19 protein-coding genes are annotated in these 22733 nt (G+C 63.0%); 6 read left to right on the forward strand and 13 right to left on the reverse strand.

All coding sequences use genetic code 11. The features are described from left to right. Positions 1-51: 51 nt before the first annotated feature. Complete coding sequence (locus tag KDB76_RS10950) at positions 52-1089, reverse strand: sensor domain-containing diguanylate cyclase (RefSeq protein WP_038409263.1); 1038 nt, start codon at positions 1087-1089, stop codon at positions 52-54. Between the two features lie 200 nt (positions 1090-1289). On the opposite strand from KDB76_RS10950, the gene glsB reads away from it, so the two are divergent. Next, positions 1290-2198 carry a glutaminase B gene (gene glsB, locus KDB76_RS10955; RefSeq protein WP_015269909.1) on the forward strand — a complete coding sequence of 303 codons (909 nt, stop codon included), beginning with the start codon at positions 1290-1292 and terminating at the stop codon, positions 2196-2198. A 39-nt stretch (positions 2199-2237) separates the two neighbouring features. Here glsB and KDB76_RS10960 read toward each other — a convergent pair whose 3' ends face one another. The 4 genes from KDB76_RS10960 to KDB76_RS10970 all read right to left on the reverse strand — a co-directional run bounded on the left by KDB76_RS10960 (position 2238) and on the right by KDB76_RS10970 (position 6831). Continuing rightward, entirely contained in the window at positions 2238-2960 is a 723-nt protein-coding gene (locus KDB76_RS10960; RefSeq protein WP_024086746.1) for a FadR/GntR family transcriptional regulator, read from the reverse strand. Between the two features lie 547 nt (positions 2961-3507). Next, positions 3508-4350: an IS3 family transposase gene (locus KDB76_RS10965; RefSeq protein WP_024086385.1), complete on the reverse strand. Its 843-nt coding sequence runs from the start codon at positions 4348-4350 to the stop codon at positions 3508-3510. Then, the gene (locus tag KDB76_RS29735) at positions 4347-4655 is read right to left on the reverse strand and encodes a transposase (RefSeq protein WP_024086157.1); all 309 of its coding nucleotides are present in this window, start codon (positions 4653-4655) and stop codon (positions 4347-4349) included. Before KDB76_RS29735 ends, KDB76_RS10965 begins: the two co-directional genes overlap by 4 nt. Before the next feature lie 442 nt (positions 4656-5097). Then, entirely contained in the window at positions 5098-6831 is a 1734-nt protein-coding gene (locus KDB76_RS10970) for an IlvD/Edd family dehydratase (RefSeq protein ID WP_013972013.1), read from the reverse strand. Between the two features lie 184 nt (positions 6832-7015). Here KDB76_RS10970 and KDB76_RS10975 point away from each other — a divergent pair, with 184 nt between their 5' ends. The 3 genes from KDB76_RS10975 to KDB76_RS10985 all read left to right on the forward strand — a co-directional run bounded on the left by KDB76_RS10975 (position 7016) and on the right by KDB76_RS10985 (position 11125). Beyond that, positions 7016-8323 carry an MFS transporter gene (locus KDB76_RS10975; RefSeq protein ID WP_024086748.1) on the forward strand — a complete coding sequence of 436 codons (1308 nt, stop codon included), beginning with the start codon at positions 7016-7018 and terminating at the stop codon, positions 8321-8323. 28 nt (positions 8324-8351) lie between these two features. Next, positions 8352-9341, forward strand: a complete 990-nt coding sequence (araD1, locus tag KDB76_RS10980; protein ID WP_038409265.1) for an AraD1 family protein — start codon at positions 8352-8354, stop codon at positions 9339-9341. Between the two features lie 209 nt (positions 9342-9550). Then, complete coding sequence (locus KDB76_RS10985) at positions 9551-11125, forward strand: aldehyde dehydrogenase (NADP(+)) (protein WP_038409267.1); 1575 nt, start codon at positions 9551-9553, stop codon at positions 11123-11125. Between the two features lie 58 nt (positions 11126-11183). On the opposite strand, the gene KDB76_RS10990 is transcribed toward KDB76_RS10985, so the two are convergent. From KDB76_RS10990 to KDB76_RS11010, 5 genes are all read right to left on the reverse strand, one after another. Next, complete coding sequence (locus tag KDB76_RS10990; RefSeq protein WP_038409269.1) at positions 11184-11948, reverse strand: DUF2182 domain-containing protein; 765 nt, start codon at positions 11946-11948, stop codon at positions 11184-11186. Next, positions 11929-12564: a DUF1326 domain-containing protein gene (locus tag KDB76_RS10995; protein ID WP_038409270.1), complete on the reverse strand. Its 636-nt coding sequence runs from the start codon at positions 12562-12564 to the stop codon at positions 11929-11931. The genes KDB76_RS10990 and KDB76_RS10995 overlap by 20 nt, the downstream gene beginning before the upstream one ends. Before the next feature lie 122 nt (positions 12565-12686). Beyond that, a complete protein-coding gene (locus tag KDB76_RS29740) occupies positions 12687-13487 on the reverse strand; it encodes a DUF6708 domain-containing protein (protein ID WP_235208035.1) in 801 nt (266 codons plus the stop codon). A gap of 163 nt (positions 13488-13650) precedes the next feature. Continuing rightward, the gene (locus tag KDB76_RS29745) at positions 13651-14451 is read right to left on the reverse strand and encodes a DUF6708 domain-containing protein (protein WP_023660822.1); all 801 of its coding nucleotides are present in this window, start codon (positions 14449-14451) and stop codon (positions 13651-13653) included. Beyond that, positions 14448-17657: a T6SS effector BTH_I2691 family protein gene (locus KDB76_RS11010; protein WP_212632269.1), complete on the reverse strand. Its 3210-nt coding sequence runs from the start codon at positions 17655-17657 to the stop codon at positions 14448-14450. The genes KDB76_RS29745 and KDB76_RS11010 overlap by 4 nt, the downstream gene beginning before the upstream one ends. A 245-nt stretch (positions 17658-17902) precedes the next feature. Here KDB76_RS11010 and KDB76_RS11015 point away from each other — a divergent pair, with 245 nt between their 5' ends. Together KDB76_RS11015 and KDB76_RS11020 are read left to right on the forward strand one after the other, a co-directional pair. Beyond that, positions 17903-18070: a hypothetical protein gene (locus tag KDB76_RS11015; protein ID WP_023660823.1), complete on the forward strand. Its 168-nt coding sequence runs from the start codon at positions 17903-17905 to the stop codon at positions 18068-18070. A gap of 96 nt (positions 18071-18166) precedes the next feature. Beyond that, complete coding sequence (locus KDB76_RS11020) at positions 18167-18346, forward strand: hypothetical protein (RefSeq protein WP_169775263.1); 180 nt, start codon at positions 18167-18169, stop codon at positions 18344-18346. A 349-nt stretch (positions 18347-18695) separates the two neighbouring features. Here the strand turns inward: KDB76_RS11020 and KDB76_RS11025 are convergent, their stop codons facing one another. The 3 genes from KDB76_RS11025 to KDB76_RS11035 all read right to left on the reverse strand — a co-directional run bounded on the left by KDB76_RS11025 (position 18696) and on the right by KDB76_RS11035 (position 22729). Further along, positions 18696-19460, reverse strand: coding sequence for a hypothetical protein (locus tag KDB76_RS11025; RefSeq protein ID WP_038409274.1), 765 nt, complete (start codon positions 19458-19460; stop codon positions 18696-18698). A 64-nt stretch (positions 19461-19524) separates the two neighbouring features. Next, a complete protein-coding gene (locus tag KDB76_RS11030; RefSeq protein ID WP_013972022.1) occupies positions 19525-20802 on the reverse strand; it encodes a bifunctional O-acetylhomoserine aminocarboxypropyltransferase/cysteine synthase in 1278 nt (425 codons plus the stop codon). Between the two features lie 169 nt (positions 20803-20971). Further along, complete coding sequence (locus KDB76_RS11035) at positions 20972-22729, reverse strand: OPT family oligopeptide transporter (protein ID WP_024086756.1); 1758 nt, start codon at positions 22727-22729, stop codon at positions 20972-20974. Positions 22730-22733: the final 4 nt, after the last annotated feature.

Consider the following 22733-nt stretch of genomic DNA (forward strand, 5'->3'; position numbering starts at 1 on the left):
GCCGGGCTGAGAGGCGAGAAGAGATGCCGCACGGCCCGGATCGTGCTCGTCTCAGAGAGGTGGCGCTATGTAGACAACCCGGTTTCGTCCATTCTGTTTGGCGTCATAAAGCCCTTTGTCAGCGCGCTCCAGCGCGTCATCCAGCGTTTCTCCTGTGGCAAACAGGGTGCACCCGATGCTCAGGGTTACGTTCAATTGACCACAGGGCAACTGCATCGGGCTGGCACCCACCTGTTCGCGAATCCGCTCAGCAATCCGGGTCAGCTCTTCGCTGTCCTTCACCTGCAAAATTGCAACAAACTCCTCACCTCCATGGCGCACCACCAGGTCATCGGGGCGCAGTGCGGCGCGCAGGCGACGGGCCGTTTCGCACAGCACCTTGTCACCGCCGCCATGGCCGTACTTGTCGTTGATGGACTTGAAGTGGTCCAGGTCGGCATAAACCGCACCCAGCTGTAAGCCGTTCACCTCGGCCAATCGCCGTTCATGCGCTTCAAACGCCGACAGCGCGCCGCGGTTCCACAGTTGTGTCAAAGGGTCGAGCAGGGCTTTGCGCTGCTCGCGATCCATTTCAAGCCGCAGATCGCGGTTCACCTGGGCCAAGGTACGCAGCTGCAGATACCCCTCGGCGAGCGTGGCCAGGTCCCTGAAGTTTGCTTGCTGAGCCTCGCTGAGCACGCGCGGGCGCGGGTCGAACATGCACAGCGTACCGATGGCTTTACCGTTGCCGGCGCGCAAGGGGTGGCCGGCGTAAAAGCGGATGTAGGGCTCGTTCAGCACGAGCGGGTTGTCGACGAATCGTTCGTCGCACAGGGCGTCGGGCACCGTCAGGGTGTCCTCGCCGAGAATGGCGTAGCCGCAGAACGAAACACTGCGCGTCGTCTCGCTTGCCTCAAGGCCTATGCGGGCCTTGAACCACTGCCGGTCCTGGTCGATCAGGCTGATCAGCACAGTGTCCACATGGGCCAGGTCCTGGGTGAGCCGCACCAGGGTATCGAGGTAATGCTCGGCTGGCGTGTCGACCAGGTTCATGTCGTCGAGCGTGCGCTGGCGCAGCGCTTCGTCAGCGGGCAAGGGGCAAGCTGGCATTGTGGGTCCTCCGTTCCTTGGTTGGCTTGGGTACCTGGCGGGTGCGCGGTCTGTATACCGTCGAAACAAGCACAGCATAGGCCATGGCGTGATGCACGGTCGGCCGACAATTTCTTGCCGGGAGTGTGATTTCTTTCGCTCGATCTTCGTCAAGGATGCTACCCCTTAGCCGTCGTCTGGGGACTGATACAGGGCCTTCCATGCAAACGCTGTTGAACGAGATTCTCGAAGAAGTACGTCCCTTGATCGGCAAGGGCAAAGTGGCTGACTACATTCCCGCGCTGGCCGATGTGCCGGCGAACCAGCTGGGCATCGCGGTCTATGGCAACGATGGCAGCTATTACTGTGCAGGCGACGCGCTGGTGCCGTTCTCGGTGCAGAGTATTTCCAAGGTGTTCAGCCTGGTGCAGGCGATTGGGCACTCGGGGGAAGCCATTTGGCAGCGGCTTGGCCATGAGCCTTCCGGCCAGCCGTTCAACTCGCTGGTGCAGCTGGAGTTCGAACGCGGTCGGCCGCGCAACCCCTTTATCAATGCGGGTGCGTTGGTGATCTGCGATATCAACCAGTCGCGCTTCGCTGCACCCACGTTGTCGATGCGCGATTTCGTGCGGCGGCTATCGGGCAATCCCCATATCGCGATCGACGCCCGCGTTGCCGACTCGGAGTATCAGTTCCGTGCGCGTAACGCGGCCATGGCTTACCTGATGCAGTCGTTCGGCAACTTCCATAACGAGGTGGAAACGGTACTGCGCAGCTATTTCAGTTACTGCGCGCTGCAAATGAACTGCCTTGATCTGGCTCGGGCGTTCTGTTTCCTGGCCAACGATGGGTTCTGCAAGCACAGTGGTGAGCAGATTCTGACCCGGCGCCAGACCCAGCAGGTGAACTCGATCATGGCCACCAGCGGGTTGTATGACGAAGCAGGGAATTTCGCCTATCGGGTAGGGTTGCCGGGCAAGAGTGGCGTGGGGGGCGGGATTGTGGCCATCGTGCCGGGGCAATTCACTGTGTGCGTGTGGTCACCGGAGTTGAATGCGGCGGGTAACTCGCTGGCCGGGATGGCGGCGCTCGAACTGCTCAGTTCGCGGATCGGCTGGTCGGTGTTCTGATCGGCGGGCCCGGTGGCTGAGGTAGGCCCGGTCGATACCTCAGCTCGTTGGGTCTTGCCCCAGTACCTTGGCCAGGGCGACGCGGGCATCTTCAAGCTGTACCAGTGACGCATGCCGCGCGCCCAGCGCGTCACCGTTCTGGATAGCGGTCAGAATCGCCTTGTGCCGGGGCAGGGCGAGTTCGTCGAAATTCGCCCGCTGGTTGGAGTAGCGCACCGACTCGCGCAGCGCCATCGACAGCATGTTGCACAGGTAGGCCAGCAGGTCATTGTGGGTGGCGTCGGCGATGCGGGCGTGGAAGTCCAGGTCCGGCTGCAGGCGCTCTTCATGGTTGCGGGCGGCTTCCATGCGCTGGTAGGCCTCGGCGATCGAATCGACGTCGTCGGCGCTGGCGTTGGTGGCGGCCAGTGCGGCGGCGGCGGGTTCGATGACCCAGCGTACGCTGCTCAGCATGTTGAAGAATTCCTGCTGTGGCGTGGCCTGCATCAGCCAGTGCAGCACGTCCGGGTCGAGCATGTGCCAGTCATGGCGCGGCCGAACCAGGGTACCCACCCGCGGGCGGGCCTCGATCAGGCCCTTGGCGGTAAGGGCGCGCATCGCCTCGCGGAACACCGGCCGGCTGATCGCGTAGGCTTCGCACAGGCTGGCCTCGGAAGGCAGCTTCTGCCCGGGTGCGAGTTGGCCGGATACGATCTGTACGCCAAGGTCCTGGACCAGGGTGGCGTGCATGCTCTTGCGCGTGGTGGGTTGGCGGTAGTTCATGTGGGGCGGGGCGGATCCTTCGGGCGGGGGCAGCATCATAGCATTAGCGCGTCGACGCGGTGCATGGCACCGGCTGCGCCGGTGTTCGCGGCTAAAGCCGCTCCTACAGGTACCGCGTGAGCCTGAAGCCTGCGCCGTCCCTGTGGGAGCGGGTTCACCCGCGAAGCAGGCGACGCGGTGGTTGGCACCGGCTACGCCGGTGTTCGAGGCTGAAGCCGCTCCTACAGGTACCGCGTGAGCCTGAAGCCTGCGCCGTCCCTGTGGGAGCGGGTTCACCCGCGAAGCAGGCGACGCGGAGGATGGCACCGGCTTTGCCGGTGTTCGCGGCCACGGCCGCTCCCACAGGTACCGCGTGAGCCTGAAGCCTGCGCCGTCCCTGTGGGAGCGGGTTCACCCGCGAAGCAGGCGACGCGGAGGATGGCACCGGCTTTGCCGGTGTTCGCGGCCACGGCCGCTCCCACAGGTACCGCGTGAGCCTGAAGCCTGCGCCGTCCCTGTGGGAGCGGGTTTGTTCTGGTCAAGTATTTCCGGACACCGGTTACGGTGATCAAGCCGCCTGCTGCTCCATAGCTATTGGTGACAGGTAGTCGTTGTAGCTGTGGAGCCTGATTCGGTTGTATCGCATGAAGAAGCTGGTCATGTCCTGCTTGGCTTCTTCAATTTCCTTGTAGCCCTTGGGCGGCACCCATTCTGACTTGAGCGTTCCAAAGAAACGCTCTGTTGGTGCGTTGTCCCAGCATTGTCCCCTGCGACTCATGCTCTGCGTTATGCCATGCTCAAGCAGCTCGGACTGGAAGCGCTGGCTGGTGTATTGGCAGCCTTGATCCGAGTGAAACATCAAGCCTGTATGCTTGCCCCTAACCCCTACTGCCATCCTCAGTGCCTTGCTAACCAAGTTGGCGTCGTTGATCAGGGAAAACGCCCAGCCAACGATCCGACGCGCAAACAAGTCAATCACTACTGCCAGGTGATACCAGCGCTTCCCGACCATCAAACTGGTCACGTCACCGCACCAGACCTGGTTAATTGCTGTTGGCTCAAAGTTGCGTTCGAGCAGGTTCTTGGCCACAAACGCTTCAACACCTTTGGAGCGATTCCGATGAGGACGACGCTGCTTGCTTTCCAGATTTGCCTCCTCCATGAGTTTTCCGGCCAGATACCGTCCCACCTTGAGCTGCTGGGCCTTCAGGTACTCAGAGATCATTCTCGCGCCCGCGCTTCCCCTGCTTTCGACGTGCAGCTGAACTACTTTCTCTCTGAGTTCGTCACGCTTGGTATTCGGTGTTGAACGACGGCGAAGCCAGTCATAAAACGCGCTACGGGATACGCTCAGCGCACTGCAAAGAAGGCTGGTCGGATACGAGCCTGACTCTCTCAGTTCCTCAATCAGGAAAAACGATCGGGATCCGACATCAAGAGAGCCGTAGCCTTTTTTAAGATTTCAGCCTCGGTCTCCAGGCGCTTGATCTTGGCTCGCAGCTGCTGGAGCTCGCGCTGTTCGTCGCTGATCGCTTTGGTACCGGCTACTGGCTGGCCCTTGTGTCGCTCTTTACGCACCTGATCAACCCAGCGGCGCAGGGCTGTAGGGCCGACGTCCATTGAGGCGCAGACGTCGGGAATCGAGCAGTGGTCATCAAGGACCATGCTGGCAGCACGTTGCTTGAACTCGCGGGTGTAGGTCTTTCGTTCTTGCATGGAACCTCCTGATTGGGCGAATCATATCGCCCTTAAGAGGTGTCCGGGATCATTAGGCCAGTTCAGTTCACCCGCGAAGCAGGCGACGCGGTGGATGGCACCGGCTTTGCCGGTGTTCGCGGCCACGGCCGCTCCCACAGGTACCGCGTGAGCCTGAAGCCTGCGCCGTCCCTGTGGGAGCGGGTTCACCCGCGAAGCAGGCGACGCAGTGGATGGCACCGGCTGCGCCGGTGTTCGCGGCCACGGCCGCTCCCACAGGTACCGCGTGAGCCTGAAGCCTGCGCCGTCCCTGTGGGAGCGGGTTCACCCGCGAAGCAGGCGACGCGGTGGATGGCACCGGCTACGCCGGTGTTCGCGGCTGAAGCCGCTCCCACAGGTGTAGCGTCAACTCGAAGCCAGCGCAGTACCTGCGGGGGCGGGCATGCCCCAATGACATCAGGCCTTAGTGCGAGTGCTTGGGCACCGCCGCCCCTCGGCAACCAACCAGGAAGTCGAAGTCACAACCCTCATCGGCCTGCATGACGTGGTCCAGGTACAGCCTGGCGTAACCACCGCTGATCAACTGCGGCGGGGCTTGCAGGTCAGCCAGGCGGCCGGCCAGTTCCTCGTCGGAAATGTCCAGGTGCAGGCGGCCTTCCTTGCAATCCAGTTCGATCCAGTCGCCTTCGCGCACGGCAGCCAACGGCCCGCCAGCTGCCGCTTCCGGCGCCACGTGCAGCACCACGGTGCCGTAGGCGGTGCCGCTCATGCGGGCATCGGAAATACGCACCATGTCGGTCACGCCCTGGGCCAGCAGCTTGGCCGGCAGGCCCATGTTGCCGACCTCGGCCATGCCCGGGTAGCCCTTGGGCCCGCAGTGCTTCATCACCAGCACGGAACTGGCATCCACATCCAGCTCGGGGTCGTTGATGCGTGCCTTGTAGTCGTCGAAGTTCTCGAACACCACGGCGCGGCCACGATGCTGCATCAGCGCCGGGGTGGCGGCCGAGGGCTTGAGCACGGCGCCCTTGGGCGCCAGGTTGCCGCGCAGGATGCAGATGCCGCCATCGGCCACCAGCGGCTTGTCGATCGGGCGGATCACCTCTTCGTCATACAGCGGTGCGGCCTGGCAGTTGTCCCACAGGCTCTTGCCGTTGGCCGTCAGCGCGGCAGGGTTGGGCAGCAGGCCGTGTTCGCCCAGGCGGCGGATGACCGCAGGCAGGCCGCCGGCGTAGTAGAACTCTTCCATCAGGAAACGGCCCGAAGGCTGCAGGTCGACCAGGGTTGGCGTACCGCGGCCGATGCGGGTCCAGTCTTCCAGCTGCAGGTCCACGCCGATGCGCCCGGCAATGGCCTTCAGGTGAATCACCGCGTTGGTCGAGCCACCGATGGCGGCGTTGACGCGGATGGCGTTCTCGAAGGCTTCGCGGGTGAGGATTTTCGACAGGCGCAGGTCTTCGCGCACCATGTCGACAATGCGCATGCCCGACAGGTGGGCCAGCACGTAACGGCGTGCATCCACCGCCGGAATGGCGGCGTTGTGCGGCAGCGAGGTGCCCAGCGCTTCGGCCATGCAGGCCATGGTCGAGGCGGTGCCCATGGTGTTGCAGGTACCTGCCGAGCGCGACATGCCGGCCTCGGCCGAGAGGAACTCATTGAGGTCGATCTGGCCGGCCTTGTAGGCCTCGTGCATCTGCCAGACGATGGTGCCGGCACCAATGTCCTTGCCTTTGTGCTTGCCGTTCAGCATCGGCCCGCCGGTAACCACGATCGCCGGCACGTCACAGCTCGCCGCGCCCATCAGCAGCGCCGGGGTGGTCTTGTCGCAGCCGGTCAGCAGCACCACGGCGTCCACCGGGTTGCCGCGGATGGCTTCCTCCACATCCATGCTCGCCAGGTTGCGGGTGAGCATGGCGGTGGGGCGCAGGTTGGACTCGCCGCTGGAGAACACCGGGAACTCCACCGGGAAGCCGCCAGCCTCCAGCACGCCCTTTTTGACGTGTTCGGCAATCTTGCGGAAGTGCGCGTTGCACGGGGTCAGCTCCGACCAGGTGTTGCAGATGCCGATGATCGGCTTGCCCTGGAATTCGTGGTCCGGAATACCCTGGTTCTTCATCCAGCTGCGGTACATGAAACCGTTCTTGTCGGCGGTGCCGAACCATTGGGCGGAGCGCAGTGGGCGTTTGCTATCAGACATGGGAACACCTAATTAGTATTACTATTTGTCGTTGTGTGATCGACTGTACTGATAAAAATGGTCTCTGTGAAGGCTTGTTGGCTCAATTAGTAATACTATAAGATCATTCACCCAGGTCAGAGGTCTGCCAAAAAGTCCCCGGCCAGGTGCTGTACCCATTACAAGAACAATTGGAGACATCGCCATGATTCAGGAGCAGCGGCTCGTCCGCCTGATCACACTGAAACTCATCCCTTTTCTGGTACTGCTTTACCTGGTGGCCTATGTCGACCGTTCCGCGGTGGGCTTCGCCAAGCTGCACATGGGCGCCGACATCGGCCTGGGTGACGCGGCCTACGGCCTTGGTGCCGGGCTCTTCTTCATTGGTTACTTCCTGTTCGAGGTGCCGAGCAACCTGTTGCTCGACCGCTTTGGCGCGCGCCGCTGGTTCGCCCGCATCCTGGTCACCTGGGGCGCAATCACCGTCGGCATGGCGTTCGTTACCGGGCCTAACGGTTTCTACGTGATGCGCTTTCTGCTGGGGGCGGCCGAGGCGGGCTTCTTCCCGGGCGTGCTGTACTACATCACCCAGTGGTACCCGGTGCGCCATCGCGGCAAGATCCTCGGCTTCTTCATCCTCTCCCAGCCGCTGGCGATGCTGATCACCGGGCCGCTCTCGGGCGCGCTGCTGGGGCTCGATGGCATCTACGGCCTGCATGGCTGGCAATGGCTGTTCATCTGCATCGGTACCCCCGCGGTGCTGCTGGCCTGGCCGACCCTGCGCCTGCTGCCAGACAGCCCGGCCAAGGTGCGCTGGCTCAGCGACGAACAGCGCAGCTGGCTGCAGGAACAGCTGGCCAATGACCTGCGCGAGTTCGGCCAGACCCGCCATGGCAATCCGTTGCATGCCCTGAAGGACAGCCGGGTGCTGTTGCTGGCGCTGTTCTACCTGCCGGTGACCCTGAGCATTTACGGCCTGGGCCTTTGGCTGCCGACGCTGATCCACCAGTTTGGCGGCAGTGACCTGGTCACCGGTTTCGTTTCGGCCGTGCCTTACCTGTTCGGCATCATCGGCCTGCTGATCGTGCCGCGCAGCTCCGACCGCCTGAACGACCGCTATGGCCATCTTGGCCTGCTGTATGCCTTGGGTGCGATCGGCCTGTTCTTCAGTGCCTGGCTTAGCGTGCCGGTCATGCAGCTGGCAGCGCTGTGCCTGGTGGCATTCGCGTTGTTCTCCTGCACCGCCATCTTCTGGACCTTGCCGGGCCGGTTCTTCTCCGGGGCCAGCGCCGCAGCCGGCATCGCCTTGATCAACTCGATCGGCAACCTCGGCGGCTACCTGGGCCCGTTCGGTATCGGCGCGCTCAAGGAACACACCGGGCAACTTTCGTCGGGGCTGTATTTCCTGGCCGTGGTGATGCTGTTCGGGCTGTTGCTCACCGGGGTTGTCTACAACCGCCTGGAGCGCCGCCAGCGCCTGGCTTCCACGCGGGCAGCCGAAGCCTCCCGCTAATTTTCGCAACCGAGAAGCGAGCACAAACATGCGATTGATCCAATTTGAAACCGCCACCGGCGAGCGCTGCGTGGGCGTGGTGGAAGGCGATTACGCCCTGCAGGTGCAGGGCGCTGGCAGCACCCGCGAGCTGGCCCTGCAAGCCATTGCCGCCGGCCGTGACCTGGCCGCTGAAGTGCAGGCTGCCGGCCTGGGCGAGCGCCACAACTACCTGGCCCTGCTGGCCGAAGGCCGCGTGTTGCCACCACTGGACCACCCGGACCCGGCGCACTGCCTGGTCACCGGCACCGGGCTGACCCACCTGGGCAGCGCCGCAACCCGCGACAAGATGCATCAGCAGCAGGCCGAAGGCGCGGTGACCGACAGCATGCGCATGTTCCAGTGGGGCCTCGATGGCGGTCGGCCCCCGGCAGGCGAGGAGGGCGCGCAGCCGGAGTGGTTCTACAAGGGCGACGGTGGCATCGTTGTGCGCCCTGGCGCCGACCTGCCGCTGCCGGCGTTCGCCGAGGATGCCGGCGAGGAGCCAGAGCTGGTCGGGCTGTACCTGATCGGTGCCGACGGCACGCCTTACCGCCTTGGCTATGCGTTGGGCAACGAGTTTTCCGACCATGTGATGGAGCGGCGCAACTACCTGTACCTGGCCCATTCCAAGCTGCGCGCCTGCAGCTTCGGCCCAGAGCTGCGCCTGGGTGCGCTGCCGGCCCACCTGGAAGGCACCAGCCGCATCCTGCGCGACGGCCAGGAGCTGTGGCGCAAGCCGTTCCTGTCGGGCGAGCAGAACATGTGCCACAGCTTCGAGAACCTGGAATTCCACCACTTCAAGTACACCCAGTTCCTGCGCCCCGGCGATATCCACGTGCATTACTTCGGCACCGCCACGCTGTCGTTCGCCGACGGCATCCAGGCGCGCCCGGGCGACACCTTCGAAGTCAGCCTCGACGCGTTCGGCCAGCCGCTGCGCAACGGCATTGCCGCCGCGCCCGGGCAGGTTCGCCCCGGGGTGGTGAAAAGCCTTTGAGCCGTCAGGCGAGCAGTGTGTCGGGTTCGCCCGCGTACCTGTGGGAGCGGCTTTAGCCGCGAAGGGCCTGGCGCGGTGCATGGCACCGGCTACGCCGGTGTTCGCGGCTGAAGCCGCTCCCACAGGGGCCCTGCTGACATGGCGGGGCATGTGCACTCCATGGCTGACATGAACCTTTGAATCTTCTTTCCTCATTACAGGAGCCAACCATGACCGGAAGCAACTTCATTGGCGGCCAGCGCAGCGCTGCCGGCAGCGTGCGCCTGCAAAGCCTCGACGCGCGCACCGGCGAAGCCTTGCCGCAGGCCTTTGCCCAAGCCACCCCGGAGGAAGTGGACGCCGCCGCCCAGGCTGCCGAAGCGGCCTTCGCCGAATACAACGCCCTGGCGCCGCAGCGCCGTGCGCAGTTCCTTGATGCCATTGCCGACCAGCTGGATGCGCTGGACGACACCTTTGTCGCCACCGTGTGCCGCGAAACCGCACTGCCGGCCGGGCGCATCCAGGGCGAACGCGCGCGCACCAGCAACCAGATGCGCCTGTTCGCCTCGGTGCTTCGTCGTGGCGACTACCTGGGGGCTCGCATCGACCGTGCCCAACCCCAGCGTCAACCGCTGCCGCGCCCCGACCTGCGCCAGTACCGCACCGGCGTCGGCCCGGTAGCCGTGTTCGGCGCCAGCAACTTCCCGCTGGCCTTCTCCACCGCTGGGGGTGATACCGCCGCGGCGCTGGCCGCCGGTTGCCCGGTGGTGGTGAAGGCGCACAGCGGCCACATGGCCACTGCCGAACGGGTGGCCGAGGCCATCGAGCGGGCAGTGGTGGCCACCGGCATGCCCGCGGGCGTGTTCAACATGATCTACGGTGCCGGTGTCGGCGAAGCGCTGGTGCGCCACCCGGCGATCCAGGCCGTGGGCTTCACCGGTTCGCTCAAGGGCGGCCGTGCGCTGTGCGAGCTGGCGGCGGCGCGGCCGCAGCCGATTCCGGTGTTCGCCGAAATGAGCAGCATCAACCCGGTGCTGGTCTTGCCTGAGGCCTTGCAGGCCAGGGGCGAGCAGGTAGCCAGGGAGCTGGCCGGTTCGGTGGTGCTGGGCTGCGGGCAGTTCTGCACCAACCCCGGGCTGGTCATCGGTATTGCCGGCGAGGCGTTCAGCAACTTCCTGGCGGCCCTTGGTGCGCAGCTGGCCGACCAGCCCGGGCAGACCATGCTCAATGCCGGTACATTGCGCAGCTATGCCCAGGGCGTGCAACGCCTGCACCAGCACCCGGGCGTGCGTCATCTGGCCGGCGCCGACCAGGCTGGCGACCAGGCCCAGGCACAGCTGTTCCAGGCCGATGTGAGCTTGCTGCTGAACGGTGACGCACTGCTTCAGGAAGAGGTCTTCGGGCCTGCCACGGTGGCCTTCGCAGTAGCCGACGAAGCCGAACTGCGCCGCGCCGTGCAAGCCCTGCATGGGCAACTAACCGCAACCCTGATTGCCGAGCCGGAAGACTTCCAGCGCTTCGCAGCGCTGGTGCCGCTGCTGCAGCGCAAGGCCGGGCGCCTGCTGGTCAATGGTTACCCGACCGGTGTCGAAGTGTGCGATGCCATGGTGCATGGCGGGCCATACCCGGCCACGTCCGATGCCCGTGGGACCTCGGTCGGCACCTTGGCCATCGACCGCTTCCTGCGGCCGGTGTGCTATCAGGACTACCCGGATGCGCTGCTGCCCGACGCCCTGAAAAACGCCAACCCGCTGGGCCTGCAACGCCTGGTCGATGGCCAGCACAGCCGCGAGGCGCTGGCCTGACGCCAAGGGCTTCGGCGTGGTACCGCTGCACCCCGCCCGGGCAGGCCCGGGCGGGTTGTCAGATATGCGGCCAGAGCGCCAGCAGCAGTCCACCAGCGATAAGCAGGGCGCCACTGTAGCGGCGCCAGGCCGCGCCCAACCGCAACACTTTCTCCGCCAGAACCAGCATCGCCAGCGCGGCCATGCCCCACAGGCTCATGGCGCCAACCACCAGCAGCACCAGCATCAGCGCCCAGCAGCAACCGATGCAGTACAGGCCATGCTGCAACCCCAGCCTCCAGGCGCCGCCAAGGCCCGGGCGTACATGGTGCTGAAGAAAGAACAGCGGGCTCTGGCAATGCTCCAGGCAAGCGGCTTTGCCCTGGCTCATCTGGTAGCCACCGGCCAGCAGAAGCAGTAGCGCACCCATGAGCGGTGGCAGGCGCAGGGTCATTGGATCGAGCCAGCCAAGCCATTCGCCAAGGGCCTGCAGCAGGGTCATCAGCAGGGCGAAGCCACACCAGAGCAGCGCATAGGCCGCGCAGAACAGCAGCAGCTTGAATGGGCCGGCGCTGTCGCGCAGCAGGCAGCGCCGGTAAAGCAGGAACACCGGCAGGGCGGCCGGCAGCATCATCGCCTGCATCATCGCCAACCACATCAGCAGGGTCAGCGCGCCCTGGCGCGACCACCAGGCGGTGGTTGGCATCTGCATCTCGCCCATCGCCGCCATGGTCGTTGCCTGCTCGACGTGCCACCACCAACCCAGCGCGCTGATCATCAGCACCAGCGCGCCGGTCAGCAGCGCGCCCGGGGCTGGCCAGCGACTAGCCGCGGATGATGCCATTTGGCCCCATATCCAGGTCGTAGAGCATGGCGTTGCGCCCGGCATAGTCCAGCTTCACCGCCCCGGAGCAGTTGAAGGTGGCGCTGGCACAGTCCGTCTCGCCGAACTCGAAGCCCTCTGGCAGCACCAGCCTGGCCCGGTGCACCGATCCGTCCACGGGGTTGCGGATCGGCTCGGCCCGGCCATCCAGCACCCCGGGCACGTGGATGCTGGCGGTCAGTGCGGCGCGGTCGGTGTGCACCTTAACCGGCACGAACTGCGGTGCGTGCATGGTCTGCACCGTGCTGGCGAAAATGGCGAAGAAGGCCGTGGGTTCCTGCTCCTGGCCGCTGAGAATGGTCAGCAATGCCTGGCGCTGGGCATCACTGGCGCGTTCATCGATAAAGGCCTGGCATTGCCCACCGCCCTCGTGGATGGGCCCAGGCCAGGCGAAGGTGCAGGCCACATTCAAGCCGGCCAGCGATACCTCGTCGAAATACCCCTCCTCGATGTGATAGCCCACTGCCGCTTCGCAAGTGCCATGGGTGGGCAAGGCGTTGAACTGGCAGGGGCAGCCATAATCGCAGTTGCAAAGGTCGACCCCTGCGCCGTGCAATCGCCAATCGACATAGGCCATGATCCTATCCTCGCAAACAAGTGCCATTTGTTAGTTTAGTTCCGGATCATGCCGCCATATTTAGATAGATTCGGCATCTGACACGGGCCGTATAAAACCACTGCTTCAAAGCATCGGCCTTCTCAGTCAGATGGGGCAGTGCGGGATTCACGGTCAATGTCCTCCGGCCAATGAACCTTGGGTGCCAGGCAATGCATGTGGCTCAGGCCATCGTCATCGTTCCAGTCACGGGGTGGGTGTACGAACTTCGGCAGGGCTTCGGGGCCTTGCTGCATGAATAGTCGGGCGATGGCCCAGTAGGCTTCGCCTTTGTAGAGGTCATAGGTGAAGAACACACGGTCGATGACTTCGTTGGTTTCCGGGTTGCGGACCGACAGCATGACGTTTTCGATCAGGCCACCGTGGCCGGGGGCGTAGACTCGGTAGACTTCGGCGGTTACGTCCTCCCAGTTGTAGGCGACCGGCTTGACGCCCCATCGTTTGCGACTGAAGATGAAGATACGGTCATATCGAAACTCATAAATATATATTTTTTGGCGTAGTCGATTGAAGCGAATTGGCTCGTCTCTAGGGGCAACCAGATCAAGCCTGACGTAGGCAGTCAAAGCCCATAATGCTACCGGAAGAAGAGCTATTGATATGTTTGTAAGCCAGTCGCGCGGCCAACTGCCATGCAAAAGGCTCCAGTATAAGTAAAGCGTAACTCCTAAAGCAAATAGCAAACCCGGAACCCCAATCAAAAATATAACACCTCGAAGGATGGTGCTGCTCCGCGGTAACTCGAGATATACATCATCGAAATAGTTTGGCGACGGCTTGACACTCGTCCACACTTCCCGCCACTTTGGAACTTCATGCACCGTGGGAAGGTCATGGCTCCAGCCTAAAGCGCGCTCGCACAAAACTTTATCATCACGCTTCACTCGCTAATCTCCTTGGCACAAATCTCAATGTACCCACTTGGCATCTAGGCAGAGCGTGTAGCAGCTTGCCGTAGGGCCTAGCTGTGCAGGGGCCTTGCGGGAGCAGTGAGGCTGCCGCAACCTATGGCAGCCTATACTTCTAGGCCCGGGGGCATCGGCCTTCTCATTCAGATGGGGCAGTACGGGATTCGCGGTCAATATCCTCCGGCCAATGAACCTTGGGTGCCAGGCAATGCATGTGGCTCAGGCCATCGTCGTCGTTCCAGTCACGGGGTGGGTGCACGAACTCCGGCAGGGCTTTGGGGCCTTGCTGCATGAATAGCCGGGCGATGGCCCAGTAGGCTTCGCCGTGGTAGAGGTCGTGAGTGAAGAACACGCGGTCGATGACTTCGTTGGTTTCTGGGTTGCGGATCGACAGCATGACGTTCTCGATCAGGCCGCCGTGACCGGGGGCGTAGACTCGGTAGACTTCGGCGGTTACGTCGTCCCAGTTGTAGGCGACCGGTTTGACGCCCCATCGTTTGCGGCTGAAGATGAATATGCGGTCATATCGAAACTCATAAATGTATATCTTTTGGCGGAGTCGATTGAAGCGAATTGGCTCATCTCTAGGCGTAACCAGATCAAGTCTGACATAGGGAATCAAAGCCCATAGTATTGCCGGAGGAAAAATTATTGATATGTTTATTAGCCAATCGCGCTGCCAACCGTCATGCAAAAGACTCCAGTAGAGGCAAAGCGTCAATCCCAGAATAAAAATCAACCCCGGAATCCCAACTAAAAATATGACACCTCGGAGGATAATGCTACTCCGAGGTAACTCGAGATAAACATCATCGAAGTAGTTGGGCGACGGTTTGACACTTGCCCACACTTCCCGCCACTTTGGCACTTCATCTACCTTGGGAAGGTCATGACTCCAGCCTAAAGCGCGCTCCCACAGAACTTTACCATCACGCTTCACTCGTTAATCTCCCTGGCACAATACCCACCTGGCAAGCTCCGATCCGGCCAGTACATCACCACCAGCGTAGCTGCCAGTATCGTGTGGTTTCCTATAGTTGCCATGAGCGATATCGAGCCAGAAATTTCTAACTGACTGAGCCCCGCAGGGTAAGGTTTTCGCTTCTCGCTGATTGAATAATTGCGGTCGTGGTCGGGTATTCGCGGCGATGTAAAGCTGGAAAATGAAGAGGACGGTGAGAGAGGCTCTTCAGAGTTTGCAAAGAAATTGCCCGAAGCAATAGTTTCCCCGCCAACGTAATCAGGGTGATGGCCATCACCGTGACGATGCACGATCAATTTCCAGTGATATCCCGAAGACCGCTCGTCGTACATAGGCAAAGCGATCAAGAATTTTAGCTCCCTCATTATTTCGACACTAATCAAGCCACCGATTTTCGGAAGACCTGGATCAGTTGCCACGTGCGACTCAAAGTGCAACTTCGCCTGCACCCCTAACGTGGCAGCATTGAGTTCGGCAAAAGCGATATCCGCATGTTCTGGGGAATTCCAATGAATGCTCGGCTTTTCGTCTGCCTTTCCAAAGCAGCACCGCCTTACCCAGCGTTCCAAATCAGTTGATTCATTTTTCTCAGCCCGTTTGCTTAGTTGATAAGCAGCAAGCGTGAGGGCTATCGCCAATCCCAGCGGGCCGAAAAATAACGGGTTGAGTACTGCGACTCCGAACGCGATAGTTCCAGCCGCATAAAAAAAGGCTGAAGTTAGATGTTGGTAGTACGCTACATCATCACCCGCAGCGGCGGTGCGCCTCATGGCATTGATTGCTTGAGCCGTATCAAAGACCCCTGCAACCACACTTACCAAAGCACCAAGCCTTATCAAGGCCCCCCCACTGGCTGCAACACCCTTTGCCCGCGCCAAATTCAGTAGACCAGCGCTTGATCTCAAAATGAGCCCAACCAGTTCGATTTGCCCTCCCAACAGGCCCAACTGCGATCCTTGCAACGCCAACCTGGCCTCATGCGCCTTCGGCCCAACCTCTGTCTCCGCCTTTTCCTGATTCCTGCCCAGGCTGTCCTGCTGCAGATACAACCCGCCAATCGCCAGCAGGACTTCCCAGCTACCAGCAATCCCGCGCAACCCGGAAAAACCGGTTTTTACCAATCGGGCCGCCTGCTGCGACGTGATCTTCATCCCCTGCAATAATTTGCGCGCATCGGCTTCCAGCGTCCCCGCTGCCACCGAGATATCCACCAGGGCAAGCTGCGCCGCGCTGCTCGCCTGGGTTACCCCCATGCTGGCCTCCTTGAACAACCGCCCATGCACTTCCTCGGCCTTGCCCTCGACCCACACCGTCACGCTGATCATCGAATTGGTGAACCGCGGGTCGAGCACGGCCAGGCTCATCAGCCCGTGCTGGATGATCGGCCGCACCTTGCGCATGGCCTTCATCGAGCCAAACTCGAAGTCATCGATATTGCGGCGCATCCGGTCCCGCGCCTCGGCGATCGACGCATTGGCCTTGTGCTGCAACTCACGCAAGTGGGCGCTCTGCAAGGCGTAGTACTCGCCCAGCTTCATCTTCACTTCCAACTCGATCAGATGGACGCCGTTGTAGAGAAACTGCGTGGCGCTGTTCAGATGCCGCACGGCCTTCTGAATACCTGGCGATAGACATGGCGCCAGCCGCTGACTGGCCGCATTGAGCGCACCCTGCGTTTCAGCAATGGCCTGTTTGAGGGTATTGCGCGTGCGCAAGCCGGCGTCATCGCTGGCGATGATCTTGCTCAGCATGCCGTAAAGCTTGTCGCTGTCGTTCCAGTTGATCGCTTCTGTGGCGGAGAAACTGGGCAGCAGCCCGGCCAGCAGTGCCTGGTCGCGTATCAGCAAGGCGCGGTAGGGCGGGCTGTCAGGGTCCTGCAGCCATTTCAGCCAGAGCAGTTCGCTGGTGCCGGAAGCGGGAACATGCGGTTCAAGACGGGGGACGACAGCTTCCGTAACCCCGCCGCCCAGGCACAGGGCCATGGTCTTGGCGTAGGCCACCCCGGACTCACGATCGTTACCGTCGTAGTCGTATGCCTCGGCCACCTTGAACATGGGCGTATCGAACAAGGCAACGTACGCCTGGGCATCCTTGTCGATGTAACGCTGAAACTCACGCTCCTGCTGCTCATATTCAGCCTGGAACGCGGCCCGCTGCGGTTCGTGGTAGCGCTCTTCAAGCCGCTCGTCACTCTCCTGCTGCGCACGCTCGACCAACAGCTGCCGCTCGACTGCCGGGTCGGTGAACACCGGTGGCCCATCACCCGTCATCGGTTCCAGCGACGGCACCTTCTGCGCCGCCCATTCCCTGTGCGTGGCGCGAATGATCTGCAGGATCTGCGAGGTCTGCAGCTGATAGGCGCGCATCGGGTCTTCACGCCAGGCCTGACGCTTCACTACCCAGTTCAGGCGCTGATGGTTGTACTCCTGAATCAGCCCGACAGTGTCGTCGAGCACCACCGCCAGCACGCCGTTTTCCAGCTGGTGCCGGTTGATCGCATTGACCAGATAGCCGCGCAGGGCGAACCGGCGCAACCAGCGGCTGTGGAAGCCGTGCGCACTGTCGAAGGGGGCGCAGCCATGCTGGGCATACTCGAACACCTGCTGGTCGACCCCAAGCTTATCGGGCGTCATGGCGATGCCCAGCAGTTCGGGATTGCTGCGGGCCTGGATCAGGTCCAGGCCCTCGAAGCGATGCGCAGGCGACGCGCCGCTCTTGTAGGCGTTCAGCACGCTCACCGGCCAGGCGTCACTGGAGAAGGCCAGCCAGGCGCTGGTGTACCTGCCGGTATCGAGGTTGAGAAAGGCCGAAGGAATGTCGTGATCTGCGTTCACGCATTTTTCGGGCAGCGGCGACGGCGGGCCATCTGGCGGCTCGTAAGGGTTGAAGCGGCGCAGATGACCTTGCTCGCTGATGGCATAGGCATGCCAGACCTGCTGGTCGAGCAGCACATACAGGAAGCCCCTGCGCAAGGTGCGCAAGCCGATCTTTGTCGAGATATGCCGGTTATCCGCCACGGTGGAGACACACTCGGGGCGGGCATCGGGCACCAGGGCGCGGCGCAGCGGCAGGATCGGCAGGCCCTGGCGCTCGCAGAACATGCACTGGTCGTGCGGCAGCCCGGCTTCGGCGATCGCGAGGGCAATACGTTGGCTGATGGTCATGAGCGATCCTAGTGTTGGACAGGTCCTTGTCGACCCCTGAACACTAACGGGGAATCGCTTTCCAGAGAGGCTTTGGGCTTCCCAAAACCTTGTAGGAAACGTCTCTGAATAATGGTTTAGCTCTATATGGGGTCATGATCGGTACCCCGGCCTTTTGCGCCACCTGTCGAGCCCAAGGCACTGCTGGTGTCCGTTTTCCGTCCGATCTGTATGCGCGATCAACGCGCAAACCCAGGAGAACGTCCATGGCAAACGATCAGAATGACCCCGGCCTCGAGCAAACCGAATCCCAGCCCGGCAGCGGTGACGGAGAGGTCCCGCTACCTTCGGATGACGAAGGCCCGATCGAGGAGGAGATGGAGGACGTGCAGGCAAACAATTCGGTTTCTGCCGAGCACCCGCAGCCTCGCTGACGGGATTTGGCCAAAACGAATGCGGTTCACATCTTTCTTGCGAGGTATGCAGCGATGAGCCCCAACCCGAATGCACAAGGCGGCACGAACCCGGAAATGCCCACTTCACCCGACCCGGCCGTTGACCCCGACCGCCCGACCATACCCGACCCTGATGACGACCCGCTCATGAACGAAGAAGAGGGTGGTGATTGGCAGGAGGAAGACAACTTGGCTGATGACGGCCGGCAGAGCGTGGAACAGCCTGCGGTAGACCTGGATCAGCGCAGGGAATGACCATTGATAGGGCAGGCCCCTGTGGGAGCGGGTTTACCCGCGAAGAATCCAACTCGGTGTATGGCACCGGCTGCGCCGGTGTTCGCGGGTGAACCCGCTCCCACAGGTACTGCGGCTGCCTTGAAGGTTGTGGTGATCCTGTGGCTGCCTTGAAGGTTGTGGTGATCCTGTGGGAGCGGGCAAGCCCGCGAAGAATCCAGCGCGGTGGCTGGCACCGGCTACGCCGGTGTTCGCGGGCACGCCAGCTCCCACAGGTACTGCATCTGCCTTGAAGGTTGTAGTGATCCTGTAGGAGCTGGCTTGCCTGCGATGGGCTGCGCAGCAGCCCCCTGGCATGCGCGCCGGTGTATCACCCCCGTCGCAACGCAGCCGCCAGCCCCACGGTCAGGACCACGGCACAAAGCATGGCCAGGCTGATGGCGATTGCGACACCCCAGGCATCGAGCAGCCCTGCCAATACCAGATAAAACGCAATCACCCCCACCGCCCCGATCGCATTGCCCCGCACCATCGCCGCCATTCCTGCACGGCCAGTCTGCACATGGGCGAACACCACTAGCGGCCAGGCAATCACCGGGATCGGCGCCAGCATCCCGCTGGTCGCCGGGCCCAGCCAGTTGGCCAGGCTTGTGGTGATCATCAGCAACGAAGTGGCAGACACCATGCGCAGAGGGATTTCCCAAAATCGATGCCGGGGCCGGACCAGGGTGTCCGGCCTGGGCTCGCGGCCGCTGGCGCGTATCAGCACGCCGATCAGCACCAGCGCCACGGCAATCGACAGGTACAGGTTGCCCCCGTGTGTAAACGCGTAGGCCGCGACGCCATAGAACAACATCGCCAGCAATACAGCCCAGCCGATGCCGAGCCTGCGTGTGGCGAACAGGTAGAAGGTGTACGTGGCCTGCACCGCCGCCAGGCCGCCCAGCGCGCCGGGCACCGCACCCAAGGCAAAGGCCGTGCCCTGTTCCAGGCACAGGAAGGTCATTACCAAGGCCGAAGTGATCGGCAGGCCGGACAGCAACCCGCCGAGCAGGCCACCCCAGCGACGCGAGGCGAGGGAGATGGCCCACATCAGGAGCGGGGTGACGATCAGCTTGAGGTAGAACAGGGTCATCGCAGGGCTATCCAGATGTGCGAAAGGTGCGCCCGCCGTAGGCATTGGGTAGGGCGCAGATGAATCAACCGCGGCTGGCCTCCAGCGCCTGGGCCAGGTCGGCGATGATATCGTCGCTGTGCTCGATGCCGATCGACAGGCGCACCATGTCCCGTGGCACGCCGGCCTTTTCCAGCTCCTCGTCATTGAGCTGGCGGTGGGTGGTAGAGGCGGGGTGGCAGGCCAGCGACTTGGCGTCGCCGATGTTCACCAGGCGCACCACCAGCTGCAACGCATCGATGAAGCGCGCACCGGCCGCCTGGCCGCCCTTGATGCCGAACGACAGGATCGACGCTGGTTTGCCGCCGGTGTAGCGCTGGGCCAGTTCATGCTCGGGGTGGTCAGGCAGCCCTGCATATTTCACCCACGCTACCTGCTCGTGGGCTTGCAGGTAACGGGCGACCTTCAGCGCGTTCTCGGTGTGGCGTTCCATGCGCAATGCCAAGGTTTCCAGGCCTTGCAGGATCAGGAAGGCGTTGAACGGCGACAGCGCCGCGCCAGTATTGCGCAATGGCACCACGCGGCAGCGGCCGATGAAGGCGGCGGGGCCGAAGGCTTCGGTGTAAGTGACACCATGGTAGGACGGGTCGGGGGTGTTGAGCAGGGCGAAGCGCTCCTTGTTGTCCGCCCAGGGGAACTTGCCGGAGTCGATGACGATGCCGCCGATGCTGGTGCCATGGCCGCCGATGTACTTGGTCAGCGAGTGCACGACGATATCGGCACCGTGCTCGAACGGCCGGCACAGCACCGGGGTGGCCACGGTGTTGTCGACGATCAGCGGCACACCATGGCGGTGGGCGGCCTCGGCCAGCGCGGCGATGTCGACGATATTGCCGGCAGGGTTGCCGATGGACTCGCAGAACACCGCCTTGGTGCGCGAATCGATCAGCGCTTCGAGGGCGGCGATGTCGTCATGGGCGGCGAAGCGGGTATGGATGCCCATGCGTGGCAGGGTGTGGGCCAGCAGGTTGTAGGTGCCGCCGTACAGCTTGGCCACCGAGACAATGTTGTCGCCGGCCTCGGCGACGGTCTGGATGGCGTAGGTGATGGCCGCCATGCCCGAGGCCACCGCCAGCGCGCCAACCCCGCCCTCCAGGGCGGCCATGCGCTGCTCGAGCACGTCGTTGGTGGGGTTCATGATGCGCGAGTAGATGTTGCCGGCCACCTTCAGGTCGAACAGGTCGGCGCCGTGTTGGGTATCGTCGAAGGCGAAGGAAGTGGTCTGGTAGATCGGTACGGCCACTGCCCGGGTGGTCGGGTCGGGGCTGAAGCCTGCGTGGATAGCGAGGGTTTCCAGCTTCATGCAATCGTTCCTTGAGCGTGGGTGGAGCGATCGAGCATGTGGTGGGTGGAGGGTGTGGGTCAAGGGTGAAACCGCGATGGGCTGCTCGACAACAGCCCATCGCGTTCAAGGGCGCGTTAGAACGTTGTAAATGGCGCGCCGGTGCAGCATGGCCCCGCCATGCCAACCGCTACAGCATTCGCACCATCTCCCAGAACGATGCCGCCACCCCGGTAATGCTTTCCCCGGCAATCAGCCCCGCTGCGGCCGTGATCGCAAACCGCTCTGTAACGCTCGGCCAACGGCAACCGACCAGCCAGGTGACCACCGCGCCGAGCCCCATCATCATGCTGATCGATGCCGGCAGTATGAACGCCAGCCCCAGTGCGCCGGTACTCGGCAGCCAACGCGCTACCCATTGCGGCAGCAGGCTGTCCAGCGTGCCCAGCAGGACGCCTGCCGCGCTGCCGGCCACGATCGCCCAGCGCAGCTCCGGCGACAGCGCCCCCAGCCCCTGCATCAGGGTCTGGGCCACGGCCTTCCAGGTTGCCACGGCCGGTGCGGGCCATTGCTCGGTGAGCAGCAGGGTCTGCGGATCGGGAATCAGCACCAGGTACACCAGCACGCCCACCACGCTGCCGATGAGGATGCCCAGGCACTGTGCAATCAGTTGCTTGTGTGGCGTGGTGCCGATCGCCTGGCCAACCTTGAAGTCGTTCATCAGGTCGGTGGCTTGCCCGGCCGCGCCGCCGGCAGTGTTGGCGCTCATCAGGTTGATGGCCACCTGGCCCGGGGCGACCAGGCCAAAGCTGAGCTGCGACAGCTTGCCGATGGCGCCGATCGGCGCAATACCGGTGGCGCCGACCACGCGCGCGGCGACCACCGCAAGGCATATCGCCAAGGGAATGCTCAACAGCGCCATCCACCAGTCGATGCCGAACAGCAACGCCTGTAACGCCACCACCAGCGTAATGGACAATAACAGCCCGCACGCAGGTGCCAGGGGAAACCGCCCACGGGTGTGCGCTGCCCGACTTGCCAGCGGGGCGGTGGGCCTCTGCCGGGGCATTTGCAACAGGCGGACCGACAATGACGTCAGGGTTGCGCATACCATCAGGCTGACGCCCGGCCACAACAGCCATTCCACCAGGGCGGCGAACTGTGGGCCGCTGGCGTTCGGGGCCAATACCACCAGGGCATGGTCGATCAGCCACGGTGCCAGCCCGCCCCAGGCCAGCGCGGCGCCGAACAGCAGCGTCAGGCCCACGCGGATGCCGATGATGCCGCCGAAGCCGACCAGCATCAGCGAAGGGTCGAGCGTGAAGGTCAGGCGCTCGAGCACAGGCGAGGGTGCCCAGCGCGGTATCGTCCAGACAAACCCGTCAATCCACTTCACCAGCCCCGACAGCAACGCGGCGCTGCACAGCACCTTTATCCGCATCATGGCTTCGTGGCCGTGGCGGTAGATCTGCTGCAATGTCTCCAGGGTCGCCATGCCCTCAGGGAACTTCAGGCCATGGTCATCGAGCAGGGCGGGGCGCAGATACCAGGCAATCCAGATGCCCAGGAAGCTCACGGAGAACACCCAGGCCATCATCGGCAGTGGGTCCAGCTGGTGACCGGTGAGCAGGGTATAGGCGGGGATCGGCGCGACCAGCCCGCCAGAAACGATGGAAGCGGCGGCCGAGGCCACTGTCTGGTTGATGTTGCTTTCGTGCAACGTCCATGCGGGCCGGCCCTTGCTGCGCCCCGCCAGGCCCTGCCACAGGGTGAAGCCGACCAGCAAGGCGATGATCGACATGTTGAACGACCAGCCGATCCGAAGGCCCGCGTATACATTCGAGGGTGTCAGCAGAATGCCCAGCACTACGCCGGTGAGCACCGCCCGCGGGCTTAGTTCACGTTCGATGCGAGCCTGGGGAAGGGCGGTGGAGGGGGCATCTCTCATGGCA

The organism is Pseudomonas sp. JS425 (assembly GCF_018223845.1).
Lineage (GTDB): Bacteria > Pseudomonadota > Gammaproteobacteria > Pseudomonadales > Pseudomonadaceae > Aquipseudomonas > Aquipseudomonas asiatica.

Excerpts from the sequence above, each read along its gene's own strand:
- KDB76_RS10950 (WP_038409263.1), bottom strand. The coding sequence starts at position 1,089 with ATGCCAGCTTGCCCCTTGCCCGCTGACGAAGCGCTGCGCCAGCGCACG.
- KDB76_RS11035 (WP_024086756.1), bottom strand. The coding sequence starts at position 22,729 with ATGAGAGATGCCCCCTCCACCGCCCTTCCCCAGGCTCGCATCGAACGT.
- KDB76_RS11010 (WP_212632269.1), bottom strand. The coding sequence starts at position 17,657 with ATGACCATCAGCCAACGTATTGCCCTCGCGATCGCCGAAGCCGGGCTG.
- KDB76_RS11025 (WP_038409274.1), bottom strand. The coding sequence starts at position 19,460 with ATGACCCTGTTCTACCTCAAGCTGATCGTCACCCCGCTCCTGATGTGG.
- KDB76_RS10990 (WP_038409269.1), bottom strand. The coding sequence starts at position 11,948 with ATGGCATCATCCGCGGCTAGTCGCTGGCCAGCCCCGGGCGCGCTGCTG.
- KDB76_RS11020 (WP_169775263.1), top strand. The coding sequence starts at position 18,167 with ATGCCCACTTCACCCGACCCGGCCGTTGACCCCGACCGCCCGACCATA.
- araD1 (WP_038409265.1), top strand. The coding sequence starts at position 8,352 with ATGCGATTGATCCAATTTGAAACCGCCACCGGCGAGCGCTGCGTGGGC.
- KDB76_RS10960 (WP_024086746.1), bottom strand. The coding sequence starts at position 2,960 with ATGAACTACCGCCAACCCACCACGCGCAAGAGCATGCACGCCACCCTG.
- KDB76_RS29735 (WP_024086157.1), bottom strand. The coding sequence starts at position 4,655 with ATGCAAGAACGAAAGACCTACACCCGCGAGTTCAAGCAACGTGCTGCC.
- KDB76_RS10975 (WP_024086748.1), top strand. The coding sequence starts at position 7,016 with ATGATTCAGGAGCAGCGGCTCGTCCGCCTGATCACACTGAAACTCATC.
- KDB76_RS10995 (WP_038409270.1), bottom strand. The coding sequence starts at position 12,564 with ATGGCCTATGTCGATTGGCGATTGCACGGCGCAGGGGTCGACCTTTGC.
- KDB76_RS10970 (WP_013972013.1), bottom strand. The coding sequence starts at position 6,831 with ATGTCTGATAGCAAACGCCCACTGCGCTCCGCCCAATGGTTCGGCACC.
- KDB76_RS10985 (WP_038409267.1), top strand. The coding sequence starts at position 9,551 with ATGACCGGAAGCAACTTCATTGGCGGCCAGCGCAGCGCTGCCGGCAGC.
- KDB76_RS11030 (WP_013972022.1), bottom strand. The coding sequence starts at position 20,802 with ATGAAGCTGGAAACCCTCGCTATCCACGCAGGCTTCAGCCCCGACCCG.
- KDB76_RS11015 (WP_023660823.1), top strand. The coding sequence starts at position 17,903 with ATGGCAAACGATCAGAATGACCCCGGCCTCGAGCAAACCGAATCCCAG.
- glsB (WP_015269909.1), top strand. The coding sequence starts at position 1,290 with ATGCAAACGCTGTTGAACGAGATTCTCGAAGAAGTACGTCCCTTGATC.